Raw genomic sequence first — 17645 nt, 5'->3', positions numbered from 1 at the left:
CTTGACTCAAGCATTAATGCAGTACGATCTTCAAAGCTAAGATGATGGTATGACAATTTTATATACTCCATAAACCCTTTAAATTAATTAGGTGGTTTATGTCGCACTTCAAGTTTTACTCTGCCATGCCTTAAAATTCAAAATAGGACGATCTTTTTCAAGTGAAATTTTATTTTCTAAACAATAAAAAAAATGTTTAAGATCTTTCTGGGTTACATTTTTATTTAAGTTAAAAGGTTTCTCAATCTCATAGAGAGTAGACCATGTCACCATTTTATTCCAAGTAAAACCGATAAGATCCTCATGATTAGCATCATTTTTGACGTGACTTGTATAGAGAGAAAACGGCTGGCTGATCGATTGAATGAACTTCAATACTTCAGGATCGATCGTTGCTTTTTCTTTTTTTTCCCGCCACTTCCGGTATTCCTCTAAAAACGTTTCACGGTATAAAAATACGTCCTGTTGTTGAGGCTGCTTCTGCTTTTTCTTGCTCTTTAATGCAGCAGTTTGAGAATTATTTTCTGTGTGTGAATGAATCTTCTTCATCAATTTTAAAATATCTCTTTCATTCGACTGAAATTCAACTTTGAAATCGCGATGCATCAACTGACTATCGCCTAATAATGCCTTGATCAATTGAGGTGAATATTCACGGTTTGCTTGATAAAACATGTCAGCAATCAGGATATTCAGATGATGCAGATAATGTCTTGCAGTGATCCGAATGTCTTCATGCCCCATCAGATGCGCAAGTCGAGACCAGGCTTGGGCACTACGCGATGAAGCATCCTTCATATTGGGTAAAATGTGCTTTTTAAGCTTACGCCCAAACTCGGAATCATAGTCAGTAAAACAACGTACCAGTGCTATGCTGCCTTTTAAAAGGATAGCCAAATGTGAAGCGGTACTATGCCTGAAAGCGTGAAAGGTATATTGATGATCGTTTGTCCCTAATACAGTATTAAACAGCAACTGGGTAATTTTTGATAAATTTGTACTGGATAAAGGTTGTTCACCCAGCATAAAGAGCTGTTTGGTTTTTCTATTGCAGACTGCTGCAGTCGCTTTAGAGCCAGGTAACAGGTTTTGATAAAAGCGACAAAATCCTGTGAACTCGTCCGGTGCTAAGAAATGAACTAAATCAAACTGACGCGTGGCATTATCACTTTTCAGATCACGCTCAGAATTTAGACGAATCCTGAGGGTGAGATCATCAATATCACCCATTGTTTTTCTCATTTTATGGTCAGATCGATCGTCTTTCTGCTGATCTAAAGCGGATTCAAACACATAATAGAGCTGTCGATTGTCAGGATGTTTTCGTAACTGCGGAGATACAAAATCATCGATACAGATCCCGGCAGCTTCATCAATACGCAAGCCCAGTCTAAATGCCAATGTATAGACCCATTCTAGACAGGTTGCATCCTGCTCAGTCAGACCCAAAGCTTCTGGGTATTCTCTAAGAATCCGTATCATCAATTGAAACATCTGCGGACTAATGAGTCTGGTTTTTAAAAATAAACCTTCACTTTGACGTTCATATAAATATTGCACAATCGGTGCACGATGATTTTTGACTAAGTATTGGTGAAAGGCTTTCAGCCGATCAAAGGCATAACCCGAGGTATTGTATTTTTTATTGTTGTTGGTTTGGGCGGTCGTTTTATGATTTTTCTGATCATTCAGCAGTTTTTCTTCAACAATCGTGCGATACATTTCCTCAAACTGCTCTTCAGTGGCTGTATCTAGATTGATCTGCTGTTCTAGAACATAACAAAGTAGGTCAAGCACAAAACTACTATAGTAACGCTTGATTGTTGAGACTTTAATAGCTGCTTTCCCATGATAAGCAAATTCGTTTTCTAACCACTGACACACGCGTAAATGTGCAATAGCCACTACATAATCTAGGTACTCGCCATTTCCAGCCTCATACGCAGATTTATAGTCCTCAGATTTTTGGATGCTTTCTTGGAGTTGATCCGCAAGCTGTTTGGGTTTGATATCCTGATGAAAAGATAAAAGCCAGGATTTCAGCTCATGACGTTGACCGGTTCGTCGATCATGAAATGTTTTGACTGTAACTGTAGGCATCTCCAAGTCTAAGACTTGAGGCTTTTTTTCAAGATTTTTGATTCTAGCTTGAATAGTTTTCCAGCAATCGGGTTGATCATAGAGCTGTGTATACTGCTCATAGATTAAAGGCGAAGTGATGATCTGATTGTTCAGTACACTGGTACTTAACACATCCAGATTAGGAATCTCTTGCCACAAGACATAATCCATATGCTTAAAAATGGCAAAACCGGTCTTTTCCAAGCCTTTTAAAAATAGCTTCACGTGATTAAGCTGTGCAAATGGCTGATCCTGACGTGCTTTTCTAGAGTCCCCCTCCTCCGCCATATTCAGTACAATGTTTAAATGGATTTTAAGTTTTTCTAGCAGTAAGGCTTCAGGCTGATTCCCCGTTTCAATTTCACTCTGTTCTTTTTCCCAGTACAGCAATGGCGAAGTGCTTTGTAATACATACCCTTGCGGTCCATTGAGTAGTTGCTGAATCCGTCGATAACATAGCATCGCAAAGGCATTGAAATAAATGTTTTGGGTTTGCCATAACTCCGCCTCTTCTTCGCCATCCTGACGATAGATGTTGCCATACTTTGTCGAGGGCAACGTGTATGAAAAGACATAAGCCTTTTGATCCTTTTCGGCATCTGAATAGATCGGAAGCAAGCCACTATCCAGGTTCATATGAAAAATCGCATCATGAATGGCTATCAGTCGTTCAGGTTGCATGCATCCCTGATCAAAAATTAATGAAATACACAGACATTCAAACAAGGTATTCACTAATTTTTGTTGCTCTTTAGCCGTAGAGTCTAAGAGGATACCTTGAGTTTGTTGTTTGAGATAATCCGCCCAATTCACATACAGTTTTTCTTTTATCTCGACGAGCATAGTACCCTGCTGTAACTTTCGTCCTGAAAAAACGTTGTCTAGACGTTTAGGTGTGTAGACGATCCAATCGGGCAACTTAATCTCATAGCTTTCGGCATAGGAAGGGTAATCCTTTTGCCACTGCTGGTTTTTCTCCTTACAAATCTGTTTCACTTGTTTAAAACAGAATTGAAGGTAATCTGCAGCATTGTCCTTAAATTTGGATGTTTGGCAGAGCTGCTCTAAAACTGCTCTATGGATATTGAACTTGTCCAGAATTTGCTGATCAAGCCACTTAAAATCAATTTGAGCAAGGTCAGAATTTACATCTGTGTATGTAGCAGTGATCAGCTGAGAAATTTCTTTAAAAATGTCTGCGATTTCTCTTTTAATGGCATTTTCTAATTGCGTAACGAGTGATGTATCAAGCACAAGATGGTCCTTTAAAGCACTTCAAGCTTTGCGATTTCTAGTTTGTTGAGCAAGCTTTTAACTTGCTGCTGAATGTCGTGTTTGTAGAAATAAGGGCTTAATCCAGAAATGTGACTGAATCCCATGCTTTGCTTATCATGGGTATATAGCGTATTGTGAATGTCACCACTCAAGGCGAGATGATTTTTAGTGAAATGCCTTGGCCAGTTTTTATAAATCTGCACGGTCTCTTTAAGGTAATTCGTGACAAAATCAGCAGACATGGGCTGTAACTCCAAATGCTCCACGACTTCCGCAAGATTCACCTGACCTTTTTGGGACTTGATCCGAGGATGTGAGATGACATAGAGCATAAAACCATCATTTTCCAATTTCACTTTAAAACTAGTTATCCCGAGTGTCTCGATGGTTTGCGTCAGATATTTTCGATATGCATTGAAATGATCCTGCCAGTAGCCTGTAACAGGAACAGGACGTCCTACTTTTCGTGAATCAGTTTTTTTATCATGCACATAAAGCAGTTGTGCCTTAGGATCGTAATGTTTGAGTAACCCCGGCATGCCGACTATTGGACGTACCGTCAGGCAGATTAAGGAAAGATGCCATATCCAAATGCTGTAAGCATTCAGCTTCTCGATCAGATTCGCTTGAGTATTGGCTAATGTGTTTTTGACAAAATGATAAAGCTGATTAAAAAATTCACTCGCGGCCTCTACAGTCCAGCATCGCTGACTACCAATACGTTCCTCACGATGAAAAATATGACCAGGGTGTTCATTCTCAATCCATGGATCACCTTTTCTACGGTCTAATAGAACATTAATATAGCCTTGAAAATGCTGGTCGATTTGATCGATCTGACGCCCTTCATAGTTCCATTGCACGATATGATGAGTATCTCGATTAGCCAACAAGTGTGCGACTAGGTTATCACCAGTCTCCATATCCAGATGGAAATAGATTTGTCGCTCTAACATCCCGCAGGTGATTTCACCAATCTGATGCTCTTTAAAGACTTCCCGCAAAAAATTATTGTACTCAATCACACAAAATTCAGGTTCCTCTAAAGCCTCTAAACTGGTGATCCAGGGTGCTGGTATGCGCCATTCTAGGGTTAAGGCCCGATTATAACGCTGTGCTTTATCTTGCATGGCACCGGAATGATTGGCATTCAGCTTGGGATCGATCACCCAATAATAATGGATGACTTTTTTGACTGATTTTTTTTTAATTCTACCAATACCAATCAAATACTTGATCTTTTGAAAGACCGTTGGACTCAGACCGGTCAAGAGACACATCAGACCACACACAGCTAGAGCCGATTGATATGCATCATTTTTCGTATTTTCTTGATAACACTCGTGCAATCGCTGATATACCTCAGTTAATAAACTGGGTTTCAGATAAAGCGGATTAGTTTTACAGGCTAAGTCACGTCGCTGAATTCGCTTAGCTTGCTTTTCGAGCTGTTTCTGTTTGTCATCAGAGAAACTCCCCTTCACCCGCTTGGCGATCTCATCCTGTTCAGGATCGACAAGATTGGCCTCTGTATCCTGTTCCTTATCATCATTCTCCACATCAAACGAAGATATGCCAGAATGAGGTGTGCGGGTCATGCGCTTTTGAATGTTGTCGATTAAAGTCTGAACATTGATTGACGATGAATTTAACCTACTATTGATGAGTTCATTACAAACAATAATGAATTGTTGAATATGGCGGCCGAGATTAAGCTGTTCAAAATCGTTTTTTATTGTTTTGCTCTCTAAAAAAGTTTTTAACTCATTGGCATTAAATTCATCCATCCCCTGGAGTTTTTGCGTGATGTTTGCATACAGTTGTTTATTTTCCTCAGCGTGAGAAAACTGCTTTTGCAACAACAGTTTTAAATCATAAGATACTGTATTGATTTTATTGTTCTTTTCACACTTATGTAAAATAACTCGTCTTTCTTTCTCTTCAGCCTGAGGCTCTAACAAGATGATTCCCTTCAGCATTTCGCACAAGACTGCAGTCAAAAGATATGAATAGATGAATGCTGCTTTTTGTTGGTCGCTTAGTTCTCCTATAGATGCACTTTTAGCCCATTGAGTTAAGCCTGCCAATAATTTCTTTTGTGTCACCATCCGATTGTCTTTAATCACCACATGGATATCGTGAGCAGCAACATACAATTCCAGTGCCTGCTGATCTTGCGCCAAGAGCTGATTCAAAATTTGTTTTTTTACACTCAGGGGTTGATTGACCCATTCTTCCAATAGTTTAATTTGCTTGTCAGCTGACAATTCATCAGTTTGGCTCATAAAGCTACCATAATTTTTCAGGGTAAAAATTGATATTCAGGTTTCGTTCGAACTTGAGCTTCAAGTCTTTATTCAGGCCAAAGTATTTTTTATAAGTGCTTGCACTCAATTGAACACAACGCTGCGGATTTTTTCCCACCTTCATATACCGTGATAATGGCAAACCTAAGGTATCGGACAATTGAGTAAAAAAACATGTAAATAGAACAGCATGTACCTCTTTATGTTTGTGCTTTGGAACCTGTTCCAAATCTAAAGAAATTTTATGGATTAACCATTTTAGAATTTCAAATTCATCAACACCTTTATGGGATTTTTCACCCTTGTTAAGAATTCTTTTGATATAAGCATCCAGCTTGTTTTTAAGATTCAAGATAAAATGTCGAATAAAATCTGGTAAATCTAATATCAAAACTGCACTTAACTTGGTCAGGACTTCAAGTGATTTTTTTTGCATTTCCAATTTTTTTCTATCGTAACCATCTCAGCTGATACTGGCTGTATAAACTCAATACTGTTGAAATGGCTAATTTTTAAATTTACAACTTAGGCTCAACAGAATCTGTTAAGCCTAAAAAGGCAGATCATGAAGATAAAAATATTGTTGATTCTGATATGGATGAAATTTTAGATCCATCAGAAGATCAGTTACCGTTCTGGTAAGCATTTTTCCCTTTAACACTTTTTAATTCAATATGTATGATAAATAGCAGTACCCAATATTTAAAAAAATATTGGATACTCAATTATAAATTTCCACAGTGGAAATTTATAATTTTTATGGGTGGTCATCTAAACCGGCAAGAAATTCTTCTAACTTTTCAATCTTTTCTTGATTAAATTCAGCATTTAAACTGGTGCGAATATTTAGGACTGTTTTCCCATTGAGACTTTTCTCGATCTTAATCGAACCAAATTTAAGACCATTTTTATTTTTTAAGATCATTTTGTTTACTAGAGAGGCATTTTCGATGCTTTGATCTTGTTTTTTAGCTGTCTCTTGTACCGTTAATGCTTTTTCTATTTGATAAATGAATTTTTTTGATGGACGATTTGTTTCTGTAAATTCATTTAGGTACTTTTTCCATATGGTTAACGTGGTATCTTCAACTAGTTGATGGTTAAACTTTAAAACCAGTTTATTTAATTCAGTTAACAATTGTTGTGCGGTTGCACCTGAAATCGCTTTGGGGTGGATTTTTAGATCTTCTTTTATATAGTTTGGCAGTTTATAAAAGCTCATTAATCTAAAGTATTTAGATTGATCTAATTGATATTTTTGAGTAATAAATTCTATATTTTGTATAGTATAACCAAACTCATCGCAGTGTTTTTGTATAGCATTGACTAATTCAAAATCACTAAGATTTGACCGATGTAAATTGTCAATCAATGAAATTAAAGCTGTCTTTTCTGTAGATTTATCATCTCGAATAATTGCACGAATAGTCTTATGTTTTAATACATCACGAACAGCTCGAAACCTTTTTTCTCCACCAACAAGCTCATATGTTTCTTCTTTTTTGATCACAACAATCGGATAAATTTGCCCATTCGTTTCAATACTTTTGGCAAGCTTTTCAACATCTTGTAAAACTTTGTCTGTAATAATGCGAGGTTGATGCTCTGAGAAGTCAATAAGCTCTATAGGTAGATCAACAATATTATTTTCAGTCGATGATACCAATGCAACTTTGCCTGTTCCTGCTGCATTAATAAATGCTTGTTCCATTTCAAAGGCATCATCAAAATCGACAATGAGTGGTTTTTTCGCCATTACAGGATCTCCACCAAAAATTCATTTAATTCATCTTTTGCTTTACTACTACCCATTTCTAATACTGATTTTCCTTCGATCATTGCATCGCGAAATTGTTTGCGATCACGCACAATGGTATTTAGTGTTTTCACAGACTTGACTTGTTGTAGCAACTCTAAAGCAGCATCAATTTCTGTAGATTTGGTATTGGTTGGTGCTTTATTTAAGACTACAAAAGTTTCTAATTTCTTATTTACTTGCTTAGCAGCATTTACCAATCTAAGCACAAATGGCAGCACTTCGATATCTGTTTGACTAGGTTGCGTTGGAATAATAAGAACATCTGCTATTAATAATGCTGAACGAAACTCAGCTGAATCACGTCCTGCAACATCCAATACAATATATTTATTATTATTTTTTAACTGTTGTAGTTCTTCTTTTAAATTATCTTTGAGCGAAATGGTTGTAATCGAGTCTTGTGTTCTACGTTTACTCCATTTTATAGAGGATTGTTGATCATCTCCATCTACAAGAATAGTCTGACCTTTTTTGCTCAGAGCAACAGCTAAATTGGTTGAGAGTGTGGTCTTTCCAACGCCACCTTTCTGATTGGCAATTACGTATATTGTCATGGATTAAATATATAAAAATTAAATTTATATTAGCATAATTTTAAAAATTAAAAAAATATTTTTAAATTTCCACAGTGGAAATTTAAAAAACTAAAAGCCTTTTTTTTCTTTTGTTTAGTCCCGGCATTTGATGGATCGGATCAATCTTAAAAAGTTCAGGTTCATCTATCCACTGTTTGCAGATGAATTCGTAGGGAGTCAGGCCCCTGAGTGTTTTGAGTCTGCGGTCGAAGTTGTATGTAGCAATAAAATCAGCAAGGTGAATGCATAGCTGAGTGTGATCGTCGTAAGGCTTTGTTGCACAAACCTATCTGTAAAGGCTTTTTCAGCGATATAATTTTCAAATGAAGAAGCCTACACACAAAATCTACCGCACAACCAATTGGCCCGCATATAACCGAGCACTCATGAGTCGCGGAAATATTGCCATTTGGTTTGATCCTGCTACGCAATGGTATGCGCCATCAAAAGGCAAACAAGGGCGAAATCAAACCTACTCCGACGCAGCCATCCAATGCTGCTTAATGATTAAATCCTTATTCCGTCTGTCTTTACGTATGGTCACTGGCTTTGTGCAAAGTCTGATTAAACTTTGCGGATTAAATTGGATAGCTCCAGATTACACCACGCTTTGTAGAAGACAAAAGCATATTGATATTGTAATCAGCTACCAAAAAAGTAGTGATGGGCTGCATCTACTCATGGACTCTACAGGCATGAAGTTTCTAGGTGAGGGCGAATGGAAACGCAAGAAACATGGAGCTGAATATCGTCGCCAATGGCGTAAACTACATATTGGTATAGATGCTAAAACCCTGCAAATACGAGCAGTTCAGCTTACAACCAATAATGTCAGTGATTCACAGGTGCTTGGTGATTTACTTAATCAGATTCCACAAGATGAGCGGATTGACTCTGTTTATACCGATGGAGCTTATGACACCAAGCAATGCCGTCAGGTCATTGCAGATCGGCAAGCGCATGCGGTGATTCCACCTAGAAAAAATGCGAAACCATGGAAAGATACAAAGAGTAGCTCGCTAGAGCGAAATGAATTACTTCGAACAATTAAACGTTTAGGCAGGACACTATGGAAAAAATGGTCAGGCTATCATCGGCGAAGTTGGTTGAAACTAAGATGCATTGCATCAAATTATTAGGAGATAAACTCAGTGCAAAGAGTTTTGATGGCACTGTTGCAAATAGAAATTTGAGTCGATGATGTTCCCTTTAAAAAGTGCTTAGAGACCGAAAACTCTATTCTATATTGTGCTTTTTGTTAAAAATGACACTATATATAGTATTTTAATTTGTTATATCAATGCGATTTTTTTCTACAACTTTATACATATTTGAAAATTCATTTGGAACGTCTTCAGTTATAACCATGCGATAGTATCCAGGTTGGAACAACTATTTTTCTATAAGAAGATATGAGAACGACTGAAAGGAGTTCGATATATCGTTCTATTCTTTTTCTTTATTTGAAAAATTAATTAAATATTTATTAATTAGTTATCTGTATTTTTTTATAATTTCTTCTTTAAGATTCAAGTTAAAAAAAGCCCTAAAAGATTGACTTTTTTGATAGTCCCAAGACAAGGTTTTGTCTAGCCTTATTTTATAAGACTTTTTAAGCTTCCTTCAAAATCAGTTGAAAACATTGAGTTATAAAAGAATGGACCTCAGCTCGAAACTTTACGAAGTATAGCGAGTAACAACGAAGCTATGCTGAAGTAAATGTTTGAGCAACCAACCGACTGTATGCAATAGCTACAGTAATGGAAGGAACAGAGGGCGGTCAGTAAATAGGCTTTAGGTGCTATGTCTGTGTGCGCTTATGTGTACCTAGAATCCGTACATTTTTGTTTTAAGGTTTTTGCTTTTTTCATTTTTAAAAACAAGTAGTTATAAAATGTCTAAGACAAGGTTTTGTCTACAGCCTTTAAATTTTCCTTTATAAATTCACTGTAATTTGAGTATCGAATTTCAGCGAAAGCCGTATAAAACCTAAGATCAATTAAGACTGAAATCTGTCTTACTTATCCACAGTTTTAAATTTAAAAACAAAACAAGTGTTTAGCTAGACAAATAAAGCAATTCAAGACAAAAATAGAGCAACAAGACAAGTTATTGACATTATCTGTCTTGAGATAATATAATCTGTCTCAAGAGGGGAGAACAGTCTTCCATTACAACAATATGCAATGAGGATAATAAAACGTGCAAATAGGAAAAATAAGCACAGTGTTTAAAGTTTATGATGCAATGATGGGTAGCGGTAAGACTACTCAAATTATAGAAAACATTAGAACAGCAGAAAAAGACCAGAACTTTCTTTACATCACTCCATTACTTGATGAATGCCATCGTATTTCAGGTACAACATACGATCCTGAAGATGTATTAAAACGTCCTTTAATTACCACAGAAGACGATACAAGCGTTCATTACGCATATTTAGATGATGCTCCTTTGAAGGAAAGACGTTTCAAGCATCCAAGCTATAAGGGTGGAAATAAAGCTGAAAGCTTGCAATACCTGTTAAAGAACAAAGAAAACGTAGTCAGTACACATCAGCTCTTTATGAACCTAACACCAAATATGTTGGATGATGCGAAAGACTATGTACTGATTATTGACGAAACAATTCAAGTCTATGATGTATATACAGAGCATTCATCTACAGAGTTAGAAGCTCTTTTCCGTTTAGGTTGGATTCATGTTGATGATGATGCTGTCACTCTTCGTTTCAACCGTGAAAAGTATGGTGATAACGGTGGTGACCCGACAGGTACGAAATATGAAAACCTAGCAACAATGTGTGATCTCGGTCAGCTCTTGTATGTGGACCAGAAGCTGATTGTTTGGGAATTGAGTATCGACACACTGAGATCTTTTAAAGAAGTCTGGATTGCTACTTATATGTTTGAAGGCTCTCAAATGTCAGCGTATTTGAAATCGTATGGCGTTGAGTATGAACTGATCCGTTTTGGTAACAAGCCTTCTCAAATTAAGCATTTAGTCACTATTTCAGATAACAAGTTTATTAATGAGATTGGTACTAAAACTACAGCATTGAGTTCAAGCCAATTCAAATCAAATAAGAAAGCTTTATGTGAGCAGTTGTCAAAAAATCTTGATAACTATTTCCGTAACCATGTTAAAGCGAAAAAGTCAGATAGACTTTGGACTTCATTTAAAGAAGCACATTCAGCAATTGCTGGATCACGCTATAAAGAAGAATGGTTAGCCTTCAATACAAAGGCAACTAACGAATACAAAGACAAAACCAACTTAGCTTACTTGATGAACCTATATCCAAATCCAATGGTTGTTAAAGCTTCAGCTATGAAGGGATTCCCTGTTAAGGAAGATGTATTCGCTCTATCTGAGATGGTCCAATGGATATGGCGTTCTGCTATTCGTGAAGGTAACCCAATCAATATTTATGTACCAAGCTCAAGAATGCGTAGTTTATTACAGCGTTGGTTAAATGATGAATTTGAAAATTCTGCTGCTGAAGATATTGAAGTTACAGAAGAAGCCGAACAGTTAGAATTAGTTTAAATTGGCTTTGTTGCACAAAGATTTGAAATGCAAAGCGCCCCTAATTGAGCCAAATTTAAGGCGTAACTTGGGTAAGTGGTCGACCTAATTCCGGAGTTTCCTAAATAGAGTAAAAAAATAAGCCTTTGATTTTTATAATTATTTTATTTTTAATTTCTAATATCTGAACACAAATATTATAGTTTTCTTACTAATCTGCCATACCCTCACATATTTTATCATTAATATTCAATTACTTATATTTTTACTCAATACGTCTTGTTTGCAAATTAGATTTTTTTATATTGCATCAAGTTAAATTATTTTTTCTAAATAAACTCGTGGAACATTGGTAAGCATCCGCTGAACGCCATCGCCAAGTTTTAACGGGGTTCAGGTTTCCAGCGGTGAGGTAGTAATTCTTCTATTTGGGGCACTTTATGTGTTGGCAACCTTTTCAGCACATCACTTAAATAGGCATACGGATCCAAGCCATTCAGCTTTGCTGACTGGATTAAAGTCATGATATTGGCAGCTCGTTGACCACTGCGCAGCGAACCTGCAAATAGCCAGTTCTTACGCCCCAAGGCCCAGGGACGCATTTGGTTCTCTATCCAATTATTGTCAATGGGTAGATTGCCATCATCCAGATAGCGGCTTAAAGCAGTCCAACGTTTTAGGCTGTAATTGATCGCCCGGGCGGTTGGAGAACTCGATGGCACCGTCAGCTGATGTTGGTTGAGCCATTCATATAGTTGTTGCATGACCGGTTGACTATGCTGTTGTCGGTATTCGCAGCGGTCTTCCGCTGTACCATCCGTCTTTTTTCTTAATTCTGCTTCTATCGCATATAATTTCTGAATCAGCACTAATGCCTGTTCAGCGACCTGACTTTTCTTGGTCACATGTAGTTCATGGAATTTACGACGTGCATGTGCCATGCAGCCCACCTCAATGACCTGACCTGATCTAAAGCGTGCTTTATAACCACTGTAATCATCACAGACCAAATGACCCTGCCAGCCTTTCAGGAAGTCTTCAGCATGCTGGCCAGAACGGCTATCTTGAAAGTCATAGATCACTGCCTGAACTGGATTGTACTGTGTGCTGGCATAGGCCCAGACATAACCTTTTTTGGGCTTTTTCTCATTTTCACCCATCTGCATGACCGTCACCGGTGTTTCATCTGCATGGATCACCTGCTGTTGCAGTACCACCTGTTTTAAGGCATTGGCCAGAGGTTCCAGTTCCACCCCACAGCGGCCAATCCAGTCAGATAACGTTGATCTAGACAGATCAACACCTGCGCGTAGAAAGATTTGACGTTGACGGTACAAAGGCAAATGATCGGCATACTTTGACACCAGCACATGGCTAAGCAATTCAGGTGAAGCAATGCCTTTATCAATCACATAGGCTGGCATCGCTTGCTGAGTCAGAGTGTCACACTGATCACAGACCCATTTACCACGCACATGCTGTTCCTTATAGAACTGTGCCGGTCTGAAATTCAGTTTTTCACTGACATCTTCACCGATACGACGCAAGGTACAGCCACAACTGCATTGTGTTGATTCAGGTTCATGCTCAATACGGAGGGTGTGTAGATGATCTGGCAACAGCCGACGTTTAGGTTTGTTGACTGGGGCTTTCTGTGCAGCTGCATTGGTTTTATCTGCATTCAGTCGTTCCAGTTCCAGATCAACCGCTGCAATATCTTCTTCAACCGCTTCATCCCAGAGATGGATTTGTTTTGCGGTTAGATGTTCGTTTTTACTGCCGAATTTATGCTGTTTAAATAGTGCAAGCTCATGCTCGTATTTTTGATTGAGAATAGAAAGATGTTGAACTTTAGAATCTAATTGCTGATTGGTGACTTCAAGATGTTGAACTCTGGCATCTAATTGCTGATTTGATTGTTCCAGTTGTTGTTTAGATTGTGCCAGAGACTGATGCTGCATCGCCAACTGTCTGGTAAATTCCAGCAGTTGTTCATGGGTCAGTTGGCTTAAATCAGGCAGCGTATTCATGACCGCAGTATGCCTGAGGTCATGATGCAGAGGAAATAGAACGTTTGGAGAATAGCAGAATGGATGAGCCTGGTTTAGAGCATTGTTACCACTTGCTGCAGTCCGATTCTTTGCCAGGGCAAACCCTGGATCAGTGCCTGTAACTGCTCCGGGCTGATCGCCATACTTTCACCCTGGTGAACTTTAGCCCAGTGGAATTTCCCCTGTTCCAGCCGCCGGGCACACAGCCAGATACCCAGTCCATCATGCACCAGCACTTTCATACGATGGCCACGCTTATTACAGAACAGGTAAGCGCAATGCGGTTTGATGTAGCCAAAGGCTCTCAGCACCTGAGCCATGGCTGTATCCATCCCTGCACGCATGTCCATCGGCTGGGTAGACAACCAGATCTCATCAATACGAATCATTGAGTCAAACCCTGGATCAGCAACAGTAATTCAGTTACTGACTCCACCGGCCAGTCGATCTCGATCATCTGATCCCTTGCGGAACTTGGTGCCTCATGTAATGGAATCCTGATATGAGCGACAGCTTTCTTCTCTGGCACAGGTGGTAGAGGTGCTTCTTGTTTGACTGGAGTCGGGTGAAGAATGACCGGAAGAAAGTCAGTCTGTGGAATGGAGGGGGGTGTTAATGCAGAGGGCATTGATCTGGACTGACGAATCCATTTATGCAACAGATTCGCATTGACCTGATGTTGCATTGCTACCTTAGCCACCGATGTATCTGGCTGCTGGCATTGCTGAATAAGTTGATGTTTAAATTCAGCCGTGAAGGTTCGACGGGGCTTTTTTAGCGTTGCTGTACTGTCTATAACTGTCTTTAAATCCATAAATAGGTGTCCACTTAAATTTAGTGGACACTATCGCGGTATTAATGAGTTAGAAAAAGTGGGGTTCAGCGGACGCTTACGAACATTGGTTATTAAATAGGCGTGGAACGTGAATAATCAACAAAAAAGCCCAAGTACGCATACTTGGGCTTTTCATATAAGCATAAGGCTATGAATTATAAGAAATAAAAAATTCATATTTCGTATAACGTGTATTATGTTAATTTTAGATTTACTAAAACTATTTTTTGAGAACTAGGCTGTTATGGGAACTGTAAAGCTCAAATCTTCTGATGAAGTTTTTCAATTAAAAATTAGTCTGCTAGGTAGTGATCCTGAAATCTGGAGAACTATTCAAATTTCATCGGCAGCTACTTTATCTAGGCTCCATAAGGCAATTCAATCTGCTTTTGATTGGGAAGATAGCCATTTACATGAATTCACGACTATTAAGCATGAAAAGATCAATAAAAGACAAAAATTGAAAGAAGTTCTACGTGTAGGTAAAAAAATTATATATACATATGATTTTGGCGATTGTTGGGAACATTTGATTACTGTAGAAAGCAGACAATCTCCTGATTTAAATAAAAAATATCCATGTTGTATAGATGGTCAAAATCATGCTCCATTTGAAGATATTGGAGGAATTTTTGGATATCTTGATATTTTAGATGCATTACAAGACCCCAAACATCCAAGATATGACGATTACATGCAAATTATCGAGGATGAAATAGGAGAGATAGAGTTTGATCCGACCTACTTTAATTCACATGATATTAAGTTTTAAACCTGATTTAACATAAGGGCTGTTATACGAAATTGCAACTAAATATAGTTGCAATTATTATTTAAAAGTAACTATACTTAGTTGCAATAGCAGTAGGGCTGAAGTATGGGTAAAACGGAAAAGTTACTGGAAAAATTTGGAAATTCAAAAAATACATTTCCGTATAAAGATTTAGTCGTTTTACTGAATCAGCTCGGCTATGAAAAATTTGAAATGGCAGGCTCTCGTGTCCGTTTTTTTAATACGAAAACTGAACACATGATTTTACTGCACAGGCCACACCCTGAAAATGAAATCAAAGGTGGGGCTTTGAAATCTGTAAAACAGGCACTCAAGCAGGAGGGATTTTTATGAGCTATTTAAAATACAAAGGTTATCTAGGTACAATTGAACCTGATCTTGAAACAGGTGAGTTATTTGGAAAGCTTGCATTTATCCGTGATCTCATCACTTATGAAGCAGAAACATTAAAAACTCTTGAACAAGCTTTTCAGGAATCTGTCGATGGATATTTAGAGTCTTGTGCTGAGTTAGGTAAAAAACCCGATCAGCCATTCAAAGGTACATTTAATGTCCGTATTAGTCCTGAGTTACACCGTAAAGCTGTTTTAGCATCAAGTGATAATTCTCTTAATGCTTTTGTAAGCGATGCGATTCAAGAGAAATTAATGCGTTTAGGTGCTTAATTTATTGAAGCCTAGATTGACATCTAAAAATTGAAAAAAATTAGTAAAAAAGGGAGCTTACAGCTCCCTTTTTTGATTTCGCATAAGGTGTATTATGTTAATTTTAGAAAAACTTCATGAATATTAATAAATTTAGGTTCCGAGGTATTAAGAATTGATTCAGCTACTATGATCTTTTATAGGAGCTAAGTACCCACTTTTTCTAAGGGAAATTTTATGCTTAGAACACTTCATATCTCTATAGGGATTGAATATCGACAAAAAGAGTTGTTTGAAAAAGCACTAATTAATAACAATATCAACTTTGAAATGTCTGGAGGAGAGCTTCCTAAAAGAGTAGATCCATATTATAAAGACTTAGATATTATTCCCTGTCGTTATTACGTCTCTGGAAGCAAAGACTGGAAAGATGTTATTAATGATCCAAAAAATGTTAATCAATATGACGGATTGTCTAAGCCATTTAATATATTTTTATTACAAAATAAATTTATAAATAACTACTTAAATCAATTCTCTGCATTAGAAACGGTTAAGGGTTTTTTCATACCCAATGGTTCTTACTTACTTTGTAGTTATGATGGCTATATTCAACACGAGGACATCATTACATTTGGATCAGACACAATAAATAACTTATCAAGGTTAGGTCTAGGAATTGATTATAATCATGCATGTTACGATTAAATCTGGTTGTATTACGACAGTCATTTAACATAATGGGCGTTATACGAAGTACACTTGTATATTAATATAAATATCAGATACTTATTTAAAAAATAAAAATCTAAAAATGCCCCAAAAGCCGATTTTGAAACAAGTCGGCTTTTTTATGAGCAGTTTTGATAGTTTTTGCCAACACTTTTGCTCAAAAAACACTCAAAACCAAAAATCACATACACTCTATAAGGCTTTCAGCCTAAAAACAATCCACAATTTTTGCGGATAAACCTTGGGGTAAGTTTTGAGCAATGTTGTACGCTCAGGCTGACATGAATTAGGGAGCATTGCGTCTATGTCAGTATGGGGATTTTTCATATGATGGGGACATAGAGAACAGGATGTTCCAACACATAAAACAATAATGATAAGTGCAACACCAGGACGTGAGGTACGACAGGAGTTATACCTAAACACCCAATATGAAAAAGCCCGACAGGATGTCGGGCTTTTTTATTGCCTATCCTTTTTCATTTGCAAAACAAACATAATGCCCCCTAAAATATAGACTATAATCTATATTTTGGTTGTGGTATGTGGACAGTCATTACGACAGATCTATTTAATCAGTGGCTTGAACAGCAAGATGAACCTACACAAGAGAAGGTCCTAGCTGCCCTGGTTGTTCTACAGCAGTAGGGACCGAGTTTAGGCCGTCCTTTAGTAGATACTGTGTATGAGTCTAAATTTACCAATATGAAAGAACTGCGTGTTCAACATCGCGGTAGACCCTTAAGAGCTTTCTTCGCATTTGATCCCTTACGACAGGCTATTGTTCTATGTATTGCTGATAAAGGCGGTAAAAAGCGTTTTTATAAAGACATGCTGGATATTGCAGATGAACAATACCAACTTCATCTCACTACCCTAGGAGATAAATCTAATGGCTAAGACTCTGCAAGAATTGTTAGCTAGCCGCTCTCCAGAGAGCCAAGCCCGTATTCAAAAAATGGCTGA

Annotated in this window: 13 protein-coding genes and 4 pseudogenes; 8 read left to right on the top strand and 9 right to left on the bottom strand. The window is 37.6% G+C overall.

Annotation, left to right across the window (positions count from 1 at the left end):
- Positions 1-108: 108 nt before the first annotated feature.
- From FTU54_RS14095 to FTU54_RS14070, 6 genes and pseudogenes are all read right to left on the bottom strand, one after another.
- A complete protein-coding gene (locus FTU54_RS14095; protein ID WP_257223820.1) occupies positions 109-3375 on the bottom strand; it encodes a hypothetical protein in 3267 nt (1088 codons plus the stop codon).
- 11 nt (positions 3376-3386) lie between these two features.
- Complete coding sequence (locus FTU54_RS14090) at positions 3387-5681, bottom strand: hypothetical protein (protein WP_180074851.1); 2295 nt, start codon at positions 5679-5681, stop codon at positions 3387-3389.
- Positions 5682-5685: 4 nt separating this feature from the next.
- Complete coding sequence (locus tag FTU54_RS14085) at positions 5686-6138, bottom strand: transporter (RefSeq protein WP_108676034.1); 453 nt, start codon at positions 6136-6138, stop codon at positions 5686-5688.
- Between the two features lie 321 nt (positions 6139-6459).
- A complete protein-coding gene (locus FTU54_RS14080; protein ID WP_001085468.1) occupies positions 6460-7458 on the bottom strand; it encodes a ParB/RepB/Spo0J family partition protein in 999 nt (332 codons plus the stop codon).
- The gene (locus FTU54_RS14075) at positions 7458-8075 is read right to left on the bottom strand and encodes an AAA family ATPase (protein ID WP_000158575.1); all 618 of its coding nucleotides are present in this window, start codon (positions 8073-8075) and stop codon (positions 7458-7460) included. Before FTU54_RS14075 ends, FTU54_RS14080 begins: the two co-directional genes overlap by 1 nt.
- An 82-nt stretch (positions 8076-8157) precedes the next feature.
- A pseudogene (locus tag FTU54_RS14070) lies at positions 8158-8364 on the bottom strand (hypothetical protein); the annotation flags it as partial.
- 55 nt (positions 8365-8419) lie between these two features.
- Here FTU54_RS14070 and FTU54_RS14065 point away from each other — a divergent pair.
- Positions 8420-9273 (top strand): annotated as a pseudogene (locus FTU54_RS14065) (IS5 family transposase); the annotation flags it as partial.
- A gap of 1025 nt (positions 9274-10298) precedes the next feature.
- Entirely contained in the window at positions 10299-11645 is a 1347-nt protein-coding gene (locus tag FTU54_RS14060) for a hypothetical protein (RefSeq protein ID WP_020753597.1), read from the top strand.
- 362 nt (positions 11646-12007) lie between these two features.
- Here FTU54_RS14060 and FTU54_RS14055 read toward each other — a convergent pair whose 3' ends face one another.
- From FTU54_RS14055 to FTU54_RS14045, 3 genes are all read right to left on the bottom strand, one after another.
- Positions 12008-13654, bottom strand: coding sequence for an IS66-like element ISAba17 family transposase (locus tag FTU54_RS14055; protein ID WP_001094416.1), 1647 nt, complete (start codon positions 13652-13654; stop codon positions 12008-12010).
- A 74-nt stretch (positions 13655-13728) separates the two neighbouring features.
- On the bottom strand, positions 13729-14064 hold the full coding sequence (gene tnpB / locus FTU54_RS14050; RefSeq protein ID WP_000618090.1) for an IS66 family insertion sequence element accessory protein TnpB: 336 nt from the start codon (positions 14062-14064) through the stop codon (positions 13729-13731).
- Positions 14061-14489: a transposase gene (locus FTU54_RS14045; protein WP_046128035.1), complete on the bottom strand. Its 429-nt coding sequence runs from the start codon at positions 14487-14489 to the stop codon at positions 14061-14063. The genes tnpB and FTU54_RS14045 overlap by 4 nt, the downstream gene beginning before the upstream one ends.
- A gap of 265 nt (positions 14490-14754) precedes the next feature.
- Between FTU54_RS14045 and FTU54_RS14040 the strand changes: the two genes are divergently transcribed.
- The 6 genes and pseudogenes from FTU54_RS14040 to FTU54_RS14015 form a co-directional block, all read left to right on the top strand.
- Positions 14755-15282, top strand: a complete 528-nt coding sequence (locus FTU54_RS14040) for a plasmid pRiA4b ORF-3 family protein (RefSeq protein ID WP_000537572.1) — start codon at positions 14755-14757, stop codon at positions 15280-15282.
- A gap of 105 nt (positions 15283-15387) precedes the next feature.
- The gene (locus FTU54_RS14035; RefSeq protein ID WP_044425274.1) at positions 15388-15636 is read left to right on the top strand and encodes a type II toxin-antitoxin system HicA family toxin; all 249 of its coding nucleotides are present in this window, start codon (positions 15388-15390) and stop codon (positions 15634-15636) included.
- Positions 15633-15968: a type II toxin-antitoxin system HicB family antitoxin gene (locus FTU54_RS14030; RefSeq protein WP_035270373.1), complete on the top strand. Its 336-nt coding sequence runs from the start codon at positions 15633-15635 to the stop codon at positions 15966-15968. Before FTU54_RS14035 ends, FTU54_RS14030 begins: the two co-directional genes overlap by 4 nt.
- A gap of 216 nt (positions 15969-16184) precedes the next feature.
- Positions 16185-16655, top strand: a complete 471-nt coding sequence (locus FTU54_RS14025; protein ID WP_180074850.1) for a hypothetical protein — start codon at positions 16185-16187, stop codon at positions 16653-16655.
- A gap of 567 nt (positions 16656-17222) precedes the next feature.
- Positions 17223-17579 (top strand): annotated as a pseudogene (locus FTU54_RS14020) (type II toxin-antitoxin system RelE/ParE family toxin).
- A pseudogene (locus FTU54_RS14015) lies at positions 17572-17645 on the top strand (transcriptional regulator); the annotation flags it as partial. The pseudogenes FTU54_RS14020 and FTU54_RS14015, both read left to right, overlap by 8 nt.

This window comes from Acinetobacter sp. YH12116, from assembly GCF_013418895.1.
GTDB classification, from domain to species: domain Bacteria; phylum Pseudomonadota; class Gammaproteobacteria; order Pseudomonadales; family Moraxellaceae; genus Acinetobacter; species Acinetobacter indicus.
Note: the sequence above shows the minus strand (reverse complement) of the source record. Positions and strands in the feature narration are given on the sequence as shown.